Annotated in this window: 13 protein-coding genes; 10 read left to right on the top strand and 3 right to left on the bottom strand. The window is 52.2% G+C overall.

Annotated elements, in window-relative coordinates; genetic code table 11:
• Nucleotides 1–402 precede the first annotated feature (402 nt).
• The 3 genes from LQV63_RS16095 to iolG all read right to left on the bottom strand — a co-directional run bounded on the left by LQV63_RS16095 (nucleotide 403) and on the right by iolG (nucleotide 3,481).
• On the bottom strand, nucleotides 403–1,407 hold the full coding sequence (locus LQV63_RS16095) for a LacI family DNA-binding transcriptional regulator (RefSeq protein WP_233697500.1): 1,005 nt from the start codon (nucleotides 1,405–1,407) through the stop codon (nucleotides 403–405).
• Nucleotides 1,408–1,560: 153 nt separating this feature from the next.
• Nucleotides 1,561–2,364 carry a 5-deoxy-glucuronate isomerase gene (gene iolB, locus LQV63_RS16090; protein ID WP_233697499.1) on the bottom strand — a complete coding sequence of 268 codons (804 nt, stop codon included), beginning with the start codon at nucleotides 2,362–2,364 and terminating at the stop codon, nucleotides 1,561–1,563.
• An 88-nt stretch (nucleotides 2,365–2,452) separates the two neighbouring features.
• Complete coding sequence (gene iolG / locus LQV63_RS16085; RefSeq protein ID WP_233697498.1) at nucleotides 2,453–3,481, bottom strand: inositol 2-dehydrogenase; 1,029 nt, start codon at nucleotides 3,479–3,481, stop codon at nucleotides 2,453–2,455.
• Nucleotides 3,482–3,835: 354 nt separating this feature from the next.
• Here iolG and iolC point away from each other — a divergent pair, with 354 nt between their 5' ends.
• The 10 genes from iolC (at nucleotide 3,836) to LQV63_RS16035 (ending at nucleotide 16,620) form a co-directional block, all read left to right on the top strand.
• Entirely contained in the window at nucleotides 3,836–4,831 is a 996-nt protein-coding gene (gene iolC, locus LQV63_RS16080) for a 5-dehydro-2-deoxygluconokinase (RefSeq protein ID WP_233697497.1), read from the top strand.
• A gap of 46 nt (nucleotides 4,832–4,877) precedes the next feature.
• Nucleotides 4,878–5,726, top strand: a complete 849-nt coding sequence (locus LQV63_RS16075) for a class II fructose-bisphosphate aldolase (protein WP_233697496.1) — start codon at nucleotides 4,878–4,880, stop codon at nucleotides 5,724–5,726.
• Between the two features lie 99 nt (nucleotides 5,727–5,825).
• Nucleotides 5,826–7,277, top strand: a complete 1,452-nt coding sequence (locus LQV63_RS16070; protein ID WP_233697495.1) for a CoA-acylating methylmalonate-semialdehyde dehydrogenase — start codon at nucleotides 5,826–5,828, stop codon at nucleotides 7,275–7,277.
• A 14-nt stretch (nucleotides 7,278–7,291) separates the two neighbouring features.
• Nucleotides 7,292–9,226: a 3D-(3,5/4)-trihydroxycyclohexane-1,2-dione acylhydrolase (decyclizing) gene (gene iolD / locus LQV63_RS16065; RefSeq protein WP_233697494.1), complete on the top strand. Its 1,935-nt coding sequence runs from the start codon at nucleotides 7,292–7,294 to the stop codon at nucleotides 9,224–9,226.
• Between the two features lie 199 nt (nucleotides 9,227–9,425).
• A complete protein-coding gene (gene iolE, locus LQV63_RS16060; protein ID WP_019420220.1) occupies nucleotides 9,426–10,322 on the top strand; it encodes a myo-inosose-2 dehydratase in 897 nt (298 codons plus the stop codon).
• A gap of 173 nt (nucleotides 10,323–10,495) precedes the next feature.
• Complete coding sequence (locus tag LQV63_RS16055; protein WP_233697493.1) at nucleotides 10,496–11,563, top strand: Gfo/Idh/MocA family oxidoreductase; 1,068 nt, start codon at nucleotides 10,496–10,498, stop codon at nucleotides 11,561–11,563.
• 39 nt (nucleotides 11,564–11,602) lie between these two features.
• Nucleotides 11,603–13,192, top strand: coding sequence for a solute:sodium symporter family transporter (locus tag LQV63_RS16050; protein ID WP_019420218.1), 1,590 nt, complete (start codon nucleotides 11,603–11,605; stop codon nucleotides 13,190–13,192).
• A gap of 245 nt (nucleotides 13,193–13,437) precedes the next feature.
• Nucleotides 13,438–14,310 (top strand): sugar phosphate isomerase/epimerase family protein, encoded by an 873-nt coding sequence (locus LQV63_RS16045; protein WP_019420217.1) that lies wholly within the window; start codon nucleotides 13,438–13,440, stop codon nucleotides 14,308–14,310.
• Between the two features lie 392 nt (nucleotides 14,311–14,702).
• Nucleotides 14,703–15,122, top strand: coding sequence for an RNA polymerase sigma factor (locus LQV63_RS16040; protein WP_233697575.1), 420 nt, complete (start codon nucleotides 14,703–14,705; stop codon nucleotides 15,120–15,122).
• The gene (locus LQV63_RS16035) at nucleotides 15,109–16,620 is read left to right on the top strand and encodes a tetratricopeptide repeat protein (protein ID WP_233697492.1); all 1,512 of its coding nucleotides are present in this window, start codon (nucleotides 15,109–15,111) and stop codon (nucleotides 16,618–16,620) included. The genes LQV63_RS16040 and LQV63_RS16035 overlap by 14 nt, the downstream gene beginning before the upstream one ends.
• Nucleotides 16,621–17,113: the final 493 nt, after the last annotated feature.

Raw genomic sequence — 17,113 nt, 5'->3', positions numbered from 1 at the left:
GGCGGGCCACCGGTTAGGTGGCCTCTCAACCCAGAGGGGTTAGTTTGTCCGGCCTTTTATTCTACAATCGTGTTATCCCGCATAATCTCTTTCCAAAATGACCTCATCCTATTATCCTCTTACGACTAATGAAGCAGGGCTGAAGTACGGGGTGTATCCGTCCATACCGCTTCTTCCGTTGGAGTTTATACATTGAGACAGCAGCGTATATCTCATTACGGCAGGTTTCATTGGAATTCATACAGCGTTTTGACACTCATTCCGCAGCAAATTCTGAAAACAGCCAGATCCACTGGATAAAATGCAGTCCACATACCCTTTAGCCGGACCATCCCTACATTTGGCTGTATGTTTTCCAATGGCAACGCGGGATGCGTTCACGAAGCTCGATAATTCCCCCGATTATTCCGATTGCAGCAGCTTTGTAGAGAGGCCTTCAACCAGTTGAGGATGGAACACGATCTTCTGTTTCGGCATATCAGGGGTGTCAGATTGGCGCAGCAGCAGTTGAACGGTCTCCTTGGCCATCTCTTGGATTGGCTGCAAAATGGTCGTCAAGCGCGGAACGACGATTTTGGACAGAATCGTATCGTCAAAGCCGATGATCGACAGATCGTCTGGCACGCTCAAGCCCAACCGCTGCGCTGACTGCATGGAGCCGACGGCGATCAGGTCATTGCAGGTGAATAATGCCGTTGGCCGATGCTCCAGCTGAAGCACACGCGCAGCGCCTTCGCAGCCGTCTTCAATGGATGAATTCACCTTCACGATCCAATCATCATTGACTGTAATTCCGGAATCGCTCATCGCCTGCTTCGCACCGCGCACACGGTGATCGCCGCTCGGGCTGTCCTCCGTGACGACACCGATGCGGCTATGCCCTAAGGAAATCAAGTGCTGTATTGCTTCATAGCCTCCTTTGTAATCATCCACGGTGACCGTATGCATGGATAAGGAAGGAATGTCTTTGGAGAACAGCACTACGGGGAAATTGGCGGTGACGCTGTCTTGCAACAGTGACCATTTGGAGAATTGGCAAGCAACGATAAGTCCATCGATCTGCTTGCGCTGCAGCAGCGAAATATAATTAAGACCTTTATCATCTTTGTTGTCGGTGCTGCACATGACAATGCTGTAGCCTACCGCTTGGGCCTGATCCTCCAAATTGCGAGCGACCTCGGCAAAGAACGGGTTCGCCAAGTCGGAAATGAGCAGTCCGAAGGTAGACGTCTTCTTTCCGGTCAGCGCTGACGCGACGACGCTCGGCTGGTATTGCAGCTCTTTCATAATATGAAGCACGCGTTCCCGCGTTTTCACGCTAATGTTTCCAGTCTGATTGACAACCTTCGATACGGTGGCGATAGAGACGCCGGCAGCTCTGGCGACGTCATAAATAGTTGATTTCATACCTAACTCCTCTGGCTCATCAAATGAAAACATATTGTGCGTGATCAAAAGAGGCCATTGTGAACACGCACTTATACTTTACTATAATTATAGACAACAAAAGGAGAATGGACTACACCCATTCTCCCTTCGTAGTTCGATAGCCTATACGTGCTATTTTGTAAACAGCCATTCATGATCAGGATCGTTGTGGAACTTCCATGTCCGCTCTGGTCCGGCCATCACGTTCAAGTAATAGGAATCGTAGCCTGGAGGAGCCGAAACGGGATGGTACCCCTCCGGAACCAATACAACGTGGCGGTGAGGAACAGCCAACGTCTCGTCGAGCGAACGGTCGTCATTATAGACGCGCTGCATGACGAAGCCCTGTCCGGGATTGACTTCATGATAATACGTCTCTTCCAAATAAGACTCTTCCGGCAAGTTGTCACGGTCATGCTTATGTGGAGGATAGCTGGACCAATGACCTGCAGGCGTGAACACCTCCACGACAAGCAAGCTGTCCGCCTCCTTCTGTTCCGGCAAAATGTTATGGATATGCCGCTCAATGCTTCCTGATCCGCGCGTCTCTACGCCGACATCTTCGGGCGCGATGACCCGAGCGGGATAAGTTCCTCGCCCCGGCGCCGAGCATACGGCCAGCTCCAGTGCCGTCTCCGCCTGAACCGTGTAGCGATCATCGTTCGGCACATAGACGGAGTAGGGCGGAATGCGATCGAAGACGCTCATTCTATGTCCGAGCACGCCGAACGATTGCTTGGCAGTATCGACCTTCGCCTTTCCGCTCAATAATACGAGACAGACCTCCTGCTCCTTCGTTTCCGACTGCAAGGTTTCTCCTGGACGCAACGAATACACTTCAAATCCGACATATTTCCAGCCCGCGCTGTGCGGCGTTACGGATAAAATATTGCCTTGTTCGTCTCGCGGTTTAGGTTTCACAATTAATTTCGACATCAATGAACCTCCTCCTGAGCCAATTGAAAATGTCCTGTGCTAAAAAGGGCGACTAGCGCTGCCCAAACTCCTACTGCAAATGTTGCGCTTATTGATGCTGCATTGTTGCCGGTCCATGCTCCAGCTTGACAGGACGTCCGCTCAGCAGCGACTCCTTCGCCGCACGGGCGATTCGTTCCGCTTGCAGTCCGTCGTTCGCATCGCACACGATAGGCCCATCATGGAGGACGGCGCGGACGAAGTCCTCGACCTCCTGGATATAGGCTTGCGTATATCGCTCTAAAAAGAAATAAAGAGGTTTGTCCATTTGCACCCCATCAGCCGTTGCGACAATAGCGGTGGATGCGCGGTCATTGTTCGTAGTGACGCAGCCTGCGGAACCAAAGGCTTCCAAGCGCTGATCATAACCGTATACCGCCTTGCGGCTGTTCTCAATGATGCCCAGCGCGCCGTTGGCGAAGCGGAGGTTGATTACGGCCGTATCGATATCGTTCAATTCGCCGATCTTCGGATCGATCAGATTGGCTCCTTGCGCATACACCTCGACCACTTCGCTCTGCATGACATAACGCGCCATGTCGAAGTCGTGAATCGTCATATCCATGAACAAGCCGCCGGACTTGGAAATGTATTCGGCCGAAGGCGGCTCTGGATCGCGGGATGTGATGCGCAGCAGGTGCGGAGCTCCGATCTGGCCCGCTTGCACAACGTCACGCGCTTTTTTGAAATTATGGTCAAAACGGCGGTTGAAGCCGACCTGCATCTTTACGCCGGCTGTCTTCACCGCTGCCAATGCTTGCTCGGTCGTCTCTACAGAGAAGCTGACGGGCTTCTCGCAGAAAATATGCTTGCCCGCTTCTGCAGCCTCCTGGATAATCGCAGCGTGTGTGCTCGTCGGCGAGCAGATGAACACCGCTTGAATTTCCGGGTCATGGAGCACATCGTGATAATCACTCGTTACAACGGGAATTCCCATCTCAGAAGCCCAAGTGTCCAATCCCGCAATACATACATCCGATATGGCGCGGACACGCACATTACACATGTGTTGAATATGGTCTGCGTGCAGCTTGCCGATTCGTCCGGCACCGATGATTCCAACTTGAAGCATGAACATCCCTGCTTTCTGAATAATGAAATAGTCAAAGCAAGGGAAAGCGCTTAACTCATAATTTAACTATACGTGATAAGCAAGACATTGGCAAGATGGAAAACGTATATGAAGCGGGAAAACTAGCGTCGTTGTTGATAAATATACGAATCATTTTCAATATGAAAAGACATATGATTGTGAAAAAAAGAACTTAAAATTTGTGTGGAAAAGCGTTTACATTCCCAAAAAGGTGTGTTTATAATTATCATCAAGGTAAGCGCTTAACTCAAATTGCATGAATTCAGTGATTACATCATAGCTTTGCTTCAGCCTGCTGGATATTGCTTGAAGCAGACCACACGGAGGTGCTGACTGGGCATGAGTGCATTAACATTTCCAACGAATCGGCCGTTTGACCTGATTGCAATCGGGAGATTGTGCATTGATTTGAATGCGAACGAAATTCATCGGCCGATGGAAGAGACGAGAACGTTCACGAAATATGTGGGCGGATCACCGGCTAATATAGCGATTGGCGCGGCCCGCCTCGGAATGAAGAGCGGCTTTATCGGCAAGCTGGCCGATGACCAGATGGGACGTTACATTGAACAATATTTAAACGATAAATCAATAGATACGTCGCAGTTGTCTGTGGATGATACGGGCGCTGTGACCGGTCTTGCTTTTACAGAAATCAAAAGTCCAACCGACTGCAGCATTCTGATGTACCGGGACAATGCGGCTGATATGCTGCTGAAGCCGGAGGAAGTGTCGGAGGAGTATATCAAGCAGACGAAGGCGCTGCTTATCTCGGGGACGGCGCTTGCGGCCAGCCCGTCGCGCGAAGCGGTATTTGTCGCCTTGGACTATGCGCGCAAGCATGGGGTATTTGTGTTCTTTGATTTGGATTACCGTCCTTACACATGGAAGAACGTTGCTGAAACCTCGATCTATTATCAGCTTGCGGCGGAAAAGTGCGATTTCATCATCGGCACCCGCGAAGAGTTCGACATGATGGAGAAGTTCGCCGGTCATCAGGCGGATGACAAGCTGACGGCAGAGAAATGGTTCGGGCATCACGCGCAAGTGGTGCTCATCAAGCACGGCTCGGACGGCTCCATCGCTTACACGAAGGAAGGCGGGGCATATAAAGGCGGTATTTTTAAGACGAAGGTGCTGAAAACGTTCGGTGCCGGCGACTCCTACGCATCCGCTATGATTTACGCCTTGATGCAAGGATGGGAGCTGCCGCGTGCGATGGAATACGGAAGTGCTTCCGCCGCCATCGTCATTTCCCGTCACAGCTGCTCTGACGCCATGCCGACATCAGAAGAGCTGGATACGTTTATAGCTAGTGCGGAGCGAGGGGAGTAAGGAATAGCGAAGGCACATATATGAGACAGGTTGGGAGGAACGGCACATGCTCGTCACCTTGACGGAAATGATGCAAGGCATTGCCGAGAAAAATGGCGCCGTGCCGGCGTTCAATGTATTCGGCTATGAAGATGCTGCCGCGGTTATCGCTGCGGCGGAGGAAGTGAAGGCGCCGGTTATTTTGGCGACGAATAAGGTTGCAATGCGCTATATGCCGCTGCAGGTGTCAGGGGCATTGTATCGGAGCTTGGCCGAGCGGGCAAGCGTACCGGTCTGCATCCATCTGGACCATGGCGACGGATACGAGACAGCGGCGGAAGCGATTATGAGCGGCTATACGTCCATCATGTACGACGGCTCGCAGCTGCCGCTCAAAGAAAACATTCAGAACACACAACAAATCGTGATGATGGCGCATGCTTGCGGCATCCCCGTCGAAGCGGAAATTGGAGCGGTCGGCTACAGCGATCCTGCGCTGAACGTGGAGGCGCGTCTGACCGATCCGAATGAAGCGAAAATATTCGCCGAAGAGACGGGCGTGGATGCGTTGGCGGTCGCGATCGGCACGCTCCACCGGATGGAGGAGCAGGCGGCTCCGATCGATTACGGCCGGCTGGATGACATCGAGCGCCTCGTATCCGTGCCGCTTGTATTACACGGTTCGACGGGAGTGCGGGATGATGACTTGCGCAAGCTCGCAGGCACTCGCATCGGCAAGGTCAACATCGGTACGGCACTTCGGATGGCCTTCGGCAAGACGCTGCGCAGTGAGATGCAGGCTAAGCCGGACGAGTTCGACCGCGTTGCTCTGTTTGCACGCCCGATGGAGGCGGTCAAGGAAGAAGCAAAGAAGAAGATGCTGCTGCTGAATGCGCATCATGCGCTGCAAGCTTAATGGAAACGGAACAACGGAAACGGCCCGGAATCCGGGTAGGAAGCAGGATGAGTATAGGTTAAGCGATACAACACGGAAATGACGAGAGGAGAATGGAACATGGCAGAAGTAACAACCATTCGCAACTATGTCGGCGGAGAGTGGAAAGCGTCCACATCGGGCAAGACCGAGCCAGTATTCAATCCAGCAACAGGTGAAATTATCGCGCACGTGCCGCTTTCAAGCATGGAAGAGCTGAATGAGGCGGTAGAGACGGCTGAGCAGGCGTTCAAGACGTGGTCGCGCACCGCCGTGCCGCGCCGGGCGCGCATTATGTTCAGATACCAGCAGCTGCTAGTTGAGCATTGGGACGAGCTGGCGAAGCTCCTTACATTGGAGAACGGAAAAAACTACAAAGAAGCGTACGGCGAGGTGCAGCGAGGCATCGAATGCGTCGAATTCGCCGCAGGCGCGCCGACGCTTATGATGGGCAAGCAACTGCCTGACATTGCGACGAACATCGAATCTGGCATGTACCGTTACCCGATTGGCGTTGTCGGCGGAATTACGCCGTTCAACTTCCCGATGATGGTGCCGTGCTGGATGTTCCCGCTGGCTATCGCTTGCGGCAACACGTTCGTGCTGAAGCCTTCCGAGCGTACTCCGATGCTGGCTTGCCGTCTGGCAGAGCTAATGGAAGAAGCGGGGCTGCCTCAAGGCGTACTTAACATCGTGCACGGTGCACATGACGTTGTGAACGGTCTGCTCGACCATAAGCAGGTCAAGGCAATCTCATTCGTCGGCTCCCAGCCTGTAGGCGAGTATGTCTACAAGCGCGGTACGGCCAACTTGAAGCGTGTGCAAGCGTTGACGGGTGCCAAAAACCACTCGATCGTCATGGAGGACGCCGATTTGGCGCAGACCACGACACAAATCATTAACGCTGCCTTCGGCTCCGCCGGAGAGCGCTGCATGGCTTGCTCTGTCGTGCTCGTGCAGGAATCGGTTGCAGATGAGCTTGTATCCCGCTTGGTGAAAGCATCCGATGAACTGATTATCGGCAATGGCGTGGAAGAGGACGTATTCCTCGGTCCCGTTATCCGTGAAGCTCATAAGGAGCGCGCGCTCGGCTATATTGACGCAGGCGTCAAGGAAGGGGCGCGTCTGGTCCGCGACGGCCGCCAAGATGCGGAAGCACACGGCGAGGGCTTCTTTATGGGACCGACGATTTTTGATGACGTAACACAGCAAATGAAGATCTGGCAGGATGAAATTTTCGCGCCGGTGCTGTCGATTGTGCGCGTGAAGGATATCGATGAAGCGATTGCGTGGGCGAATGAATCCCGGTTTGCCAACGGCGCTTGTCTCTTTACGACGAGCGGCGCGTATATGCGCCAGTTCCGCGAACATATCGATGCAGGCATGCTCGGGGTGAACGTAGGCGTTCCCGCGCCGATGTCGTTCTTCCCATTCTCAGGCTGGAAAGATTCCTTCTATGGCGACCTGCATGCGAACGGCACGGATGGAGTGGAATTTTACACTCGTAAAAAGATGGTCACTTTGCGCTGGTAAGGATGGTGTTCGGTATGGAAACGATTCGATTGACTACGGCGCAAGCGCTCGTAAAGTTTCTCAATCAGCAATATGTCGAATTTGATGGAGTGGAGCAGCGCTTTGTCAAAGGCATTTTTACGATATTCGGCCATGGCAACGTATTGGGATTGGGTCAGGCGCTGGAAGAAGACAGCGGCGGCTTGGAAGTGTATCAAGGGCGCAACGAGCAAGGGATGGCGCATGCGGCAGTGGCGTTCGCCAAGCAGATGCGGCGGAAGCAGATCTGTGCCTGCACATCGTCTGTCGGCCCCGGCGCCGCCAATATGGTGACGGCGGCAGCCACCGCTACGGCCAATCAAATCCCGGTGCTGCTGCTGCCGGGGGATACGTTCGCCTCGCGCCAGCCGGATCCGGTGCTGCAGCAGATTGAACAGCCGCATGACCTGACGGTATCGACGAATGACGCGTTCCGCCCGGTGAGCAAATATTGGGACCGTGTCGTGCGGCCGGAGCAACTGATGACTGCGCTCATTCAAGCGATGCGCGTGCTCACGAATCCGGCCGATACGGGAGCTGTCACAATCGCGCTGCCGCAGGATGTACAGGGGGAAGCGTATGATTATCCCGCATCATTTTTCGCGAAGCGTGTGCATCGGATAGACCGCCGCCCGGCGACGGAAGCAGCACTCGAGGGTGCGGTCCGGCTCATCACGCGCAAGCGCAAGCCGCTGCTCATATGCGGAGGCGGCGTGCGCTATTCCGAGGCAGGAGCGGCGCTGCAAGCCTTCGCGGAGGCGTTCCACATCCCGTTAGCCGAGACACAGGCGGGCAAGAGCGCGGTGCCTGGTTCGCATCCGCTCAACCTCGGCGGCATCGGGGTGACGGGCAACGGAGCGGCGAACGAGATCGCCAAGGAAGCCGATCTCATTATCGGCGTCGGCACGCGCTTTACCGACTTTACGACTGGCTCGAAGGAGCTGTTCGGCCGCCCTGGCGCAGATATTTTGACCGTGAACGTGTCGGAGTTCCAAGCGCTCAAGCTCGATGCAACGCCGGTAGTGGCAGATGCGAAGGCAGCTCTTGCAGCCATGCATCAGCGGCTGGAGGCAGCCGGATACCGTTCTGCCTATACGACGGAGATTGAAGCGGCGCGCGCCGCATGGAGCAAGGAATGGAAGCGGCTGGCCGGCATCCAATACGTTCAAGGCTCATTCACGCCTGAAATCGCGGGGCACTTGGATGAGGCGCTGCCGGAATATGCGGAGGAGCTTGGCAGCTGCCTGACGCAGACACAGGTGCTCGCGGCATTGAACAGGCTGCTTGGAGACAACGCAGTCATCGTCGGCGCATCGGGCAGTCTGCCTGGAGATTTGCAGCGAATGTGGATGGCGGAAGCGCCACATTCGTACCACATGGAATATGGATACTCCTGTATGGGCTATGAGATTTCCGGGGCGCTTGGTGTGAAAATGGCGGAGCCGGATCGCGAAGTGTATGCATTCTCGGGTGACGGGAGCTATCTCATGCTTCACTCTGAATTGGTCACAAGCATTCAAGAAGGACAGAAGATAAATGTGCTGTTGTTCGACAATAACGGCTTCGGCTGCATTAACAACTTGCAAATGGGCAACGGCATGGGCAGCTTCGGCACTGAATTCCGCGCACGCAACGAGTCGACCGGCAAGCTGGACGGTCCGCTTGTGGGCATTGATTTTGCCCTCAGCGCAGCAGGCTACGGCGCGCTCACGTATACGGTTCGCACGCTAGAGGAATTGGAGCAAGCCGTCGCGGCCGCACAGCGGCAGACGGTATCTACGCTCATTGATATTAAAGTGCTGCCGAAGACAATGACGAATGGATACGGCGCTTGGTGGAATGTAGGCGTCGCGGCAGTTTCCGGCAAGCCGGAAATTGCGCAGGCAAGCGAGGAGCGCCGCCGATTTTTGCAGCAGGCGAGACCTTATTGACACGGAAGCTACAATAAAGATCGCAGATTGGCGGGAGCGGGCGCGTAGAGCGGCATGATAATCGCATAGAAGGAAGATATCATGCGATACGGGATGGCTCGGAGCATGCAACCTATCAGAATAAAGCATGTAACGGCCATCGCGGCTGCGCCGCCCGGCCAGCCCTGCCAAGCTACGATGACATCGGGGAGGAATAGACGTGTTTGCAGCAGGCAGCGTAAAGATTGGGATTGCGCCCATCGGTTGGACGAATGATGACATGCCCGAATTGGGCGGTGAGAATACGTTCGAGCAGTGTGTAAGCGAAATGGCGCTCGCAGGATATGCGGGAACGGAAGTGGGCAATAAGTACCCGCGGAATGTAAGTGTCTTACAAAAGGCGCTCCGTTTGCGCAACCTGGAGGTGGCCAGCGCTTGGTTCAGCGCGTTCCTTACCGTAAAGCCATTGGAAGAAACGACGGCTGCATTCGTTCAGCACCGTGACTTCCTGCACGCGATGGGGTCGAAGGTCATTGTCGTATCCGAGCAGGGACACAGTGTCCAAGGTCAGATGAATACGCCGCTGTTCGATAGCAAGCCAGTATTCAGCGACGATGATTGGAAGCGCTTAATCGATGGCTTGCATGTTCTCGGAGAGCTGGCCCGGGAGAAAGAGATGCATGTTGTGTACCATCATCATATGGGTACAGGCGTTCAGACTACGGAGGAAATTGTCCGTCTCATGGAGGGCACGGACCCGAACTTGGTGTCATTGCTCTATGATACCGGCCATCTCGTATTCTCGGGCGAAGAGCCATTGAGCATATTGAGCCGCTATATGGATCGGATTAAGCACGTCCATTTGAAGGACGTTCGTGCCGATGTGGCGCGCCGCGTGCGTGAAGATAAGCTCAGTTTCCTGCAAGCGGTGAAGGAAGGGGTATTTACCGTTCCTGGAGACGGCTGCATTGACTTTGCTCCAGCGTTCAAAGCCTTGTCCGCGGCTAAATATCGCGGATGGATGCTCGTAGAAGCGGAGCAGGATCCTGCCAAAGCGAATCCGTTCGAATATGCGTTAAAAGCGAGAGACTACATTTTACGGCAAGCAGGCGTATAATTACGAGTTCAAAAAGTCGACTTTTCAGCACCGAGAAGGTTGCATGAACCAGAAGCATCAGCTCTTCGATGGTGAGCGCCAGATTCGATGTCGAATGTGCCTCCCGGTATGCTTCGTGATCAAAAGGTGACTTTTTGAACAACCTCTATATGAGGAAGGGAAGAGGCTGACATATGGGACACAACAGATGTGTATCAGTAGGGCTCGTAGGCTTAGGACGGCTCGGACGACAGCACGCCGACAATTTGGCATTCCGTATTCCGAACTGCAGACTGGCGGCGGTATGCAGCATCAATCCAGAGGAGGTTGAGGAGGCACAGGCGCAGCTTGGCGTGCCTTACGGCTATACCGATTATGAGGAAATGCTGCGCAACAAAGAGCTGGACGCTATTTTTATTGCCTCACCGTCCTCTTATCATTGCGATCAGATTGAAAAGGCATTGGCGGCAGGATTTCATGTATTCAGCGAGAAGCCGCTCGGACTGTATATGGAGGAAGCGCTGCGCGTGCAAGAGGCGGTGCGCCGTCACCCCGATCAAGTGTTTATGCTTGGCTTTATGCGGCGGTATGACCGTTCCTATGTCTATGCCAAGCGGAAAATTGAAGCGGGAGCGATCGGCGAACCTGTGCTCATCCGCTGCTATGGCATTGATCCGGCTCAAGCTATGCCCGGCTTTTTACAATTTGCTAAGAGCAACTACAGCGGAGGCTTGTTCCTGGATATGGCCATTCACGACCTCGATCTAGCGCGGTGGTACTTGGGTGCGGAAGCAGAGCGGGTGTGGGCGATTGGCGGATCTCACCGCTATACAGAGCTTGCACAGCTGCAAGATGCTGAGACGGGTGCGGCTCTAGTTCAATTTGCCGGGAATAAAATGGGGATGTTCGTAGCGGGGCGCAACTGCGCGCACGGCTACCATATTGAAACGGAAATTATCGGCACACTCGGAACGCTGCGCATCGGTACGGTGCCGGAGAAAAACCAGGTGGCAATTATGGATGACCGCGGTGTGGTGCGCGAATGTGCGAACGGCTTCTTGGAGCGGTTCGAGCAGGCTTACTTGGACGAAGCCATTGACTTTGTGCGGGCGATTCTAGATGGACGACAGCCAGAAGTGAAGGTGGAAGACGGCGTGCTGTCGACTGCGCTTGGCTATGCATGCAAGGAATCGTTCGAGACCGGGCAATTGGTTGAGGTGAGTACGCCAGCGGCATTATGCAGCCCGCACAAGGCGCGGTAAGCAAACAGATTTCTCTATGCATGGAGAAGGAGGGCTCTCATGACCTACATTACTGTCATTACCTTTTTATTGTATACCGGAATCGTCGCCTGGTACTCCTGGTACAAGACGCGCAGCATTGACCTCAACAGCTCGGATGGATATTTTCTCGGCGGGCGCAGCTTGACCGGCGTTGTAATCGCTTTCTCACTTTTGCTTACGAACCTGTCAACAGAGCAAATGGTCGGGTTGAATGGACAGAGCTACGCGACGTCCATGGTCGTCATGGCTTGGGAAGTGACGTCTCCGATTGCGTTGATTTTTATGGCCTTCATCTTTTTACCGCGTTATTTGAAGACAGGCATTACAACTATTCCGGATTTTTTGGAACAGCGTTATGATTTACGGACGCGCCAGATTATTTCCGTTCTGTTCTTGCTCGGATATGCCGTTGCTTATTTGCCTACGGTGCTCTACTCCGGGGCGCTGGTGCTGGATACGATATTCAACATTTCAGACCTGTTCGGTCTAAGCGATTTCAATATTATTCTGATTATGTCCCTTGCTATCGGAATAACGGGTATCGCCTATGTCGTGCTCGGAGGCCTGCGCGCGTGCGCGCTCTCGGATACGTTGAACGGTGTCGGGCTCATTATCGGCGGGCTTCTCATTACTGTTCTCGGCTTGTTCGCGCTCGGCGGTGGCAATCTGGTCGAAGGTGTGAGCACGCTGCTGCACAAAGAGCCGGAAAAATTGAACTCGATTGGAGACAGCTCATCTCCTGTGCCGTGGATTACGATTTGCGCGGGGCTGCTCTTCAACAACCTGTTCTATTGGTGTACGAACCAGGCGATCGTCCAGCGCACGTTGGGGGCGAAGAACCTGAAGGAAGGGCAGAAGGGCGTGTTGTACGCCGGCATGTTCAAAATCTTTGGCGCCTTCTATCTGGTGCTGCCTGGCATCATCGCTTATCATCTGTTCAACAATTCGTTAAGCAATGCGGATATGGCTTATCCGTCGCTTGTTATTAAAGTGTTGCCGACGCTGTTGTCCGGATTTTTCGCAGCCGTCCTGTTCGGTGCGATTTTAAGCTCCTTTAACGGGGCGTTGAACAGCTCCTTAACCTTGTTCACATTAGATATTTATAAACCTATATTCAAGCCGAATGCGACGGATAAACAATTGGTGAAGGCAGGCAGAATCTTTGCCGTAGCGCTCGGTATCGTGGCCGTCATTGTATCGCCATTCATTTTGTATGCGCCTTCAGGACTATATTACTACTTGCAGGAAATGTTCGGATTTTATAACATCCCGATTATCGCTGCAGTCGTCGTAGGGTTCTTCAGCAAAAAGGTGCCGGCTATCGCGCCGAAGATTGCGCTTGTCGTGCACATCGTGTTGTACACGCTATCCAAGTTCTATCTAGGTACGCTCAATTTCTTGTACATTTTAAGCGTGCTGTTCCCGGTCTGTGTTCTGGTCATGCTTATCGTAGGCAAAATAAAACCGCGCGAGCAAGACTACAAGCTGTATGAATCGGGCAAAGTCGATCTGACGCCATGGAAACATGCGAAAGCGTTTACGATCGTTATGGTGGTGCTGATGATTGCTGTGTATGTTCTGTTCTCTCCTTTAGGCATCGCGGCATAAAAATAGAAAAATACGTTGTCGCTGTCGCATTGCAGTAGAGTGATAAGCGTCATCACATCGGGCTGCCGAAGCTTTCGGCAGCTTGTTTTATTTGGCTAGCATAGTTAGGAATGCATTGGTGATACATGATTCTTCCATAAAACTATGATATAGTTAAGTAATCGGTAAGCGATTACAATCGGGCTTAAATGTTACCGATATCTCATTTTGAATACGGTAACTCTAGCCAACGAAGGGGTGGAACGATGAAGGTAGGTCTCAGTACGTATAGTCTGCTGCAGGCGATTAGAGCAGAAGAAATGACGGTCCTTGACGTAATTGATTGGATTGCGGATAATGGCGGCGAGCATATGGAAATTGTCCCATATGGTTTTACGCTGGTAGACAATCCAGAGTTGGCGGATGCAGTCCGCGATAAGGCGAAGTCCCGCGGCATCGCCCTGTCCAACTATTCCATGCCGGCGAACTTCGTGCAGGATACGGAGGAAGCATTCGAGGCGGAAGTGGAGCGGGTGAAGCAGCACGTTGATTTGCTCGTACGCATGGGCATCAAGCATATGCGCCACGATGTCACGGCATTTACGATACCGGAGGAGCAGATGAGCATCGAATGGTTCGAGAGCAATCTGCATCTGATGGTGGAGGGAAGCCGCCGTATCGCCGATTATGCGGCTCCATTCGGCATTACGACGACGCTGGAGAATCACGGATTCTCGGCACAGGCGAGCGACCGCGTACAGCGCGTGCTGTTATCGGTAAATCGTCCTAATTTCAAAACGACGCTCGATGTCGGCAACTTTATGTGCGTAGACGAGAATCCGCTTATCGGCGTGAAAAAGAATCTGCCGTATGCTTCGCTCGTTCACGTCAAAGATTTCTACTTCCGTCCGTATTACCAACCGCCGGGCGGCGGCGACTGGTTCAAGACGGCCCACGGTAACTTCCTGCGCGGCTCCATTCTCGGACAGGGTGATTTGGAGATGCGTGAAATTTTGCGCCTTGTCAAGCAATCCGGCTATGACGGTTACATTACGCTCGAATTCGAAGGGATGGAGGAGTGCCGAATGGGCTCCCGGCTCGGACTCGAAAATTTGCGCCGTCTGTGGGATGAAGTATAATCCATAACGAGTTATAAGCTTTTATTGAGGAAAGTTCGTTCCCTAGTCAGATGGGGAATGGACTTTCTTTTTGTTAATTCCCTCTGCCGCTTATGTATCTCTAAACGCTGTGACGTGTAACGTATGCCCTTTTGTCTATTTGCCCAATGACTCAGATTGAGTAAGGTCTAGAGTTATCGAAGCGCCCTTTTGTTCACTCTCCCCATGATTCAGATAGTGCAATGAACAGCTCAGGAACTGAAGGCAATTCTACAAATATGCTTCAGCCTGCAACCCAATTTATTCCTTGCCTCATCTATACTTATAGAGAGAAACGGGGTGAGGAGATGGAAGCGGAGCGGGAATGGATTGAATGACTGCGGTCTGGAGACCGGGAAGCACTTGGGTTGCTGATGGATGCCTATGGCGGTGAGGTGTATCTGACAGCGTTGCTTCTGCTTAGAGATAAGCATACATCGGAGGATATGGCTCAAGAGGTCTTTTTGACGGTGTACCGCAAAATCGGCCAGCTATCGTATCCTTATCGGGAAGTGGTCGTGCTTCATTATTTTCACGATAAATCGGTGGCCGAAATGAGCGACATGCTGGGAACGTCCGAGGGGACCGTTCGCTTTCGGTTATCGAGAGCCATTGCGTGCGGTTGTTTTGGAATGCTGCTTATTGTAGCGCCCTTGTGGCTGCCATTTGCGGCTTCGTCGTACGTGAAGACAGATGCGGTCCCGGGACAACAGCAGATTACATATATTGTAGAGGGAAAGTGGCTGGTACGTGAGGATTTGCTGTCGAGGGGGGAGAAGGATGCGTATCGTTGAAATAAAGGTGAAGCATCTTGTATTGGGGCTAGGACTTGCCTGCGTGCTAACGCTAATGATGTGCTTTATTGCTCCGGCATTGTTTTATCAAGCAGGAAAATACAATGCCATAATCCGGTGGTTTCCAACTTCTGCTGTAACGGCGGATGTGCTTTATGAGAGTACTGAAGGGGTGTTCGTTCGGGATAATCAAATGATCTATGTCGGCGAGAAAGGCACATTTATGACAGGACCTGCCGAGTTGCCTGAACCGATGTCGGAAGAGGAGGCGGTACGGCGTTTGGAATGGTTGCTTCAGGATTTCCCTACTTATAAATATGTGAATGCAGCCAAGGGGCGCCTTGCCTATTTATATATGAACCAAAACCGCTGGGATGAGGCGGAGCGGATATTTCAGGAACTGTCAAAAAATGAAAAGTATATCAACTCCCGAAATGCATCGGAAATAAAGATCTTGGCCACCAGACATGAACGGCCATATGAGCTGCCGAAGCTCAGCGGTACTGTTTTGGTGGAGGAGAAGCCATTGGCAGGGGCATATGTATCTCTTGCTCCGACAGAAGCTTCTTCTTATTATATGCCCCCGCCAGATCATTATCCGACCGTAATGACGGATGAAAATGGGCGATTTCGCTTCTATGGTATTGAAGCTGGAGCGTATACGTTGACTCTCGGCACCGTGTTTCGAAATATCAAGGGCCATACGCTATCATCTGCGGGTGTTGATGAAATCGAACTTTCCTCAGAAAAGAGCACGCAGACCGTGGATGTGCGATTTCGAAAAAACATCCGATATGAACCCGTCTCCCAGCCGGTGTATGATGCGGAGGATGTTGTCGCGTTACGCTGGAGCTCTGATCCAGAGGCTGCCTACTATAAGGTTGAATTGACGGAAGTCGTGAAGCAGGCAGAAGGCAAATGGGAGATGAAGGGGACGCATCTGCTTGAGGAGAAGCATGTGAAGCCTGAGGCCGAGTATACGGTGGATGAATTGCGGCACTATCCATTAGTAGGAGGGGCTACGTATCTAACGCTCGATAATCATTATTATATTGATAATGGTTATGTTCTTGGAATTGCCTATCCGGGGAGCCAGTGGAAATGGACAGTAAAAGGCTATGATCATAATGATAATGCAATAAGCAGCTCGAACGATTATATGCAGTTTACAGGCGAATTGCCGCTGCTGACCACTTCACCTGCCGGGTTCACGGAAGCGGATCGCTTGACATTGGATGGCAAATATTCCGAGGCCATTGCTATGTATGAACGGGAAGGCTCGGAAGACGCGATTCGTAAAATCGCACGCATATATTTCAGCGGTCTTGAATGGGAGCAGGACGGAGACTATGCGAAGGCGCTTACGTATTTGGAACGTATTCAGCATCCGACCACCGGAGATTTGAAGCTGATGGAAGCGTGTTACGATCAGACGAAAAATGCAGCCAAGAAACAGGCGGTGCAGAAGAGGCTGAAGCAGTTGGCACAGAACGCTTAAGCTAAACGTTAAGGATGACGGGATGATCCGTGATCGTGCCTGATGATTACCGGGCATCCCCATGATATTTGAGATGAAATTGATTGCGTTATATATATAGAAGAAAGCGGTGATAAGTACAATGAAAAAACCGAAGTCAGATGAGCCTGTTTAATGGTCCGTCACAACGATTAGGTATAAGTTGAAGCGAATTGATTTTGTACGGAACGTGCTTTGAATACATCTTGCTTGAATTAATTTTGAAAAAAGGGTTGCAATCTATTGCTGAGCTATGGTATATTCTATTTCCTGCCTCGTAAAGAGGTTGGAGGCAAGACAAAGAAGCAAACAACTTGAAAAAAGATGTTGACTTCGATTGAAAGACATGATATATTATATAAGTCGCCGCTGATACGGCGGTGAGAAAAAGAAAGTAACTGAGAAATTGGTTGCTTGATGAAATGAAGATTGTTCTTTGAAAACTGAACAACGAGTGAAACGTTTGTGTAATAGA

Source organism: Paenibacillus profundus, assembly GCF_021369635.1.
GTDB lineage: Bacteria > Bacillota > Bacilli > Paenibacillales > Paenibacillaceae > Paenibacillus_B > Paenibacillus_B profundus.
Note: the sequence above shows the minus strand (reverse complement) of the source record. Positions and strands in the feature narration are given on the sequence as shown.

What these genes read in the sequence shown, in the direction of transcription:
- LQV63_RS16095 (WP_233697500.1), bottom strand. Translation starts at nt 1,407, where the DNA reads ATGAAATCAACTATTTATGACGTCGCCAGAGCTGCCGGCGTCTCTATC.
- iolB (WP_233697499.1), bottom strand. Translation starts at nt 2,364, where the DNA reads ATGTCGAAATTAATTGTGAAACCTAAACCGCGAGACGAACAAGGCAAT.
- iolG (WP_233697498.1), bottom strand. Translation starts at nt 3,481, where the DNA reads ATGTTCATGCTTCAAGTTGGAATCATCGGTGCCGGACGAATCGGCAAG.
- iolC (WP_233697497.1), top strand. Translation starts at nt 3,836, where the DNA reads ATGAGTGCATTAACATTTCCAACGAATCGGCCGTTTGACCTGATTGCA.
- LQV63_RS16075 (WP_233697496.1), top strand. Translation starts at nt 4,878, where the DNA reads ATGCTCGTCACCTTGACGGAAATGATGCAAGGCATTGCCGAGAAAAAT.
- LQV63_RS16070 (WP_233697495.1), top strand. Translation starts at nt 5,826, where the DNA reads ATGGCAGAAGTAACAACCATTCGCAACTATGTCGGCGGAGAGTGGAAA.
- iolD (WP_233697494.1), top strand. Translation starts at nt 7,292, where the DNA reads ATGGAAACGATTCGATTGACTACGGCGCAAGCGCTCGTAAAGTTTCTC.
- LQV63_RS16055 (WP_233697493.1), top strand. Translation starts at nt 10,496, where the DNA reads ATGGGACACAACAGATGTGTATCAGTAGGGCTCGTAGGCTTAGGACGG.
- LQV63_RS16050 (WP_019420218.1), top strand. Translation starts at nt 11,603, where the DNA reads ATGACCTACATTACTGTCATTACCTTTTTATTGTATACCGGAATCGTC.
- LQV63_RS16045 (WP_019420217.1), top strand. Translation starts at nt 13,438, where the DNA reads ATGAAGGTAGGTCTCAGTACGTATAGTCTGCTGCAGGCGATTAGAGCA.
- LQV63_RS16040 (WP_233697575.1), top strand. Translation starts at nt 14,703, where the DNA reads ATGGATGCCTATGGCGGTGAGGTGTATCTGACAGCGTTGCTTCTGCTT.
- LQV63_RS16035 (WP_233697492.1), top strand. Translation starts at nt 15,109, where the DNA reads ATGCGTATCGTTGAAATAAAGGTGAAGCATCTTGTATTGGGGCTAGGA.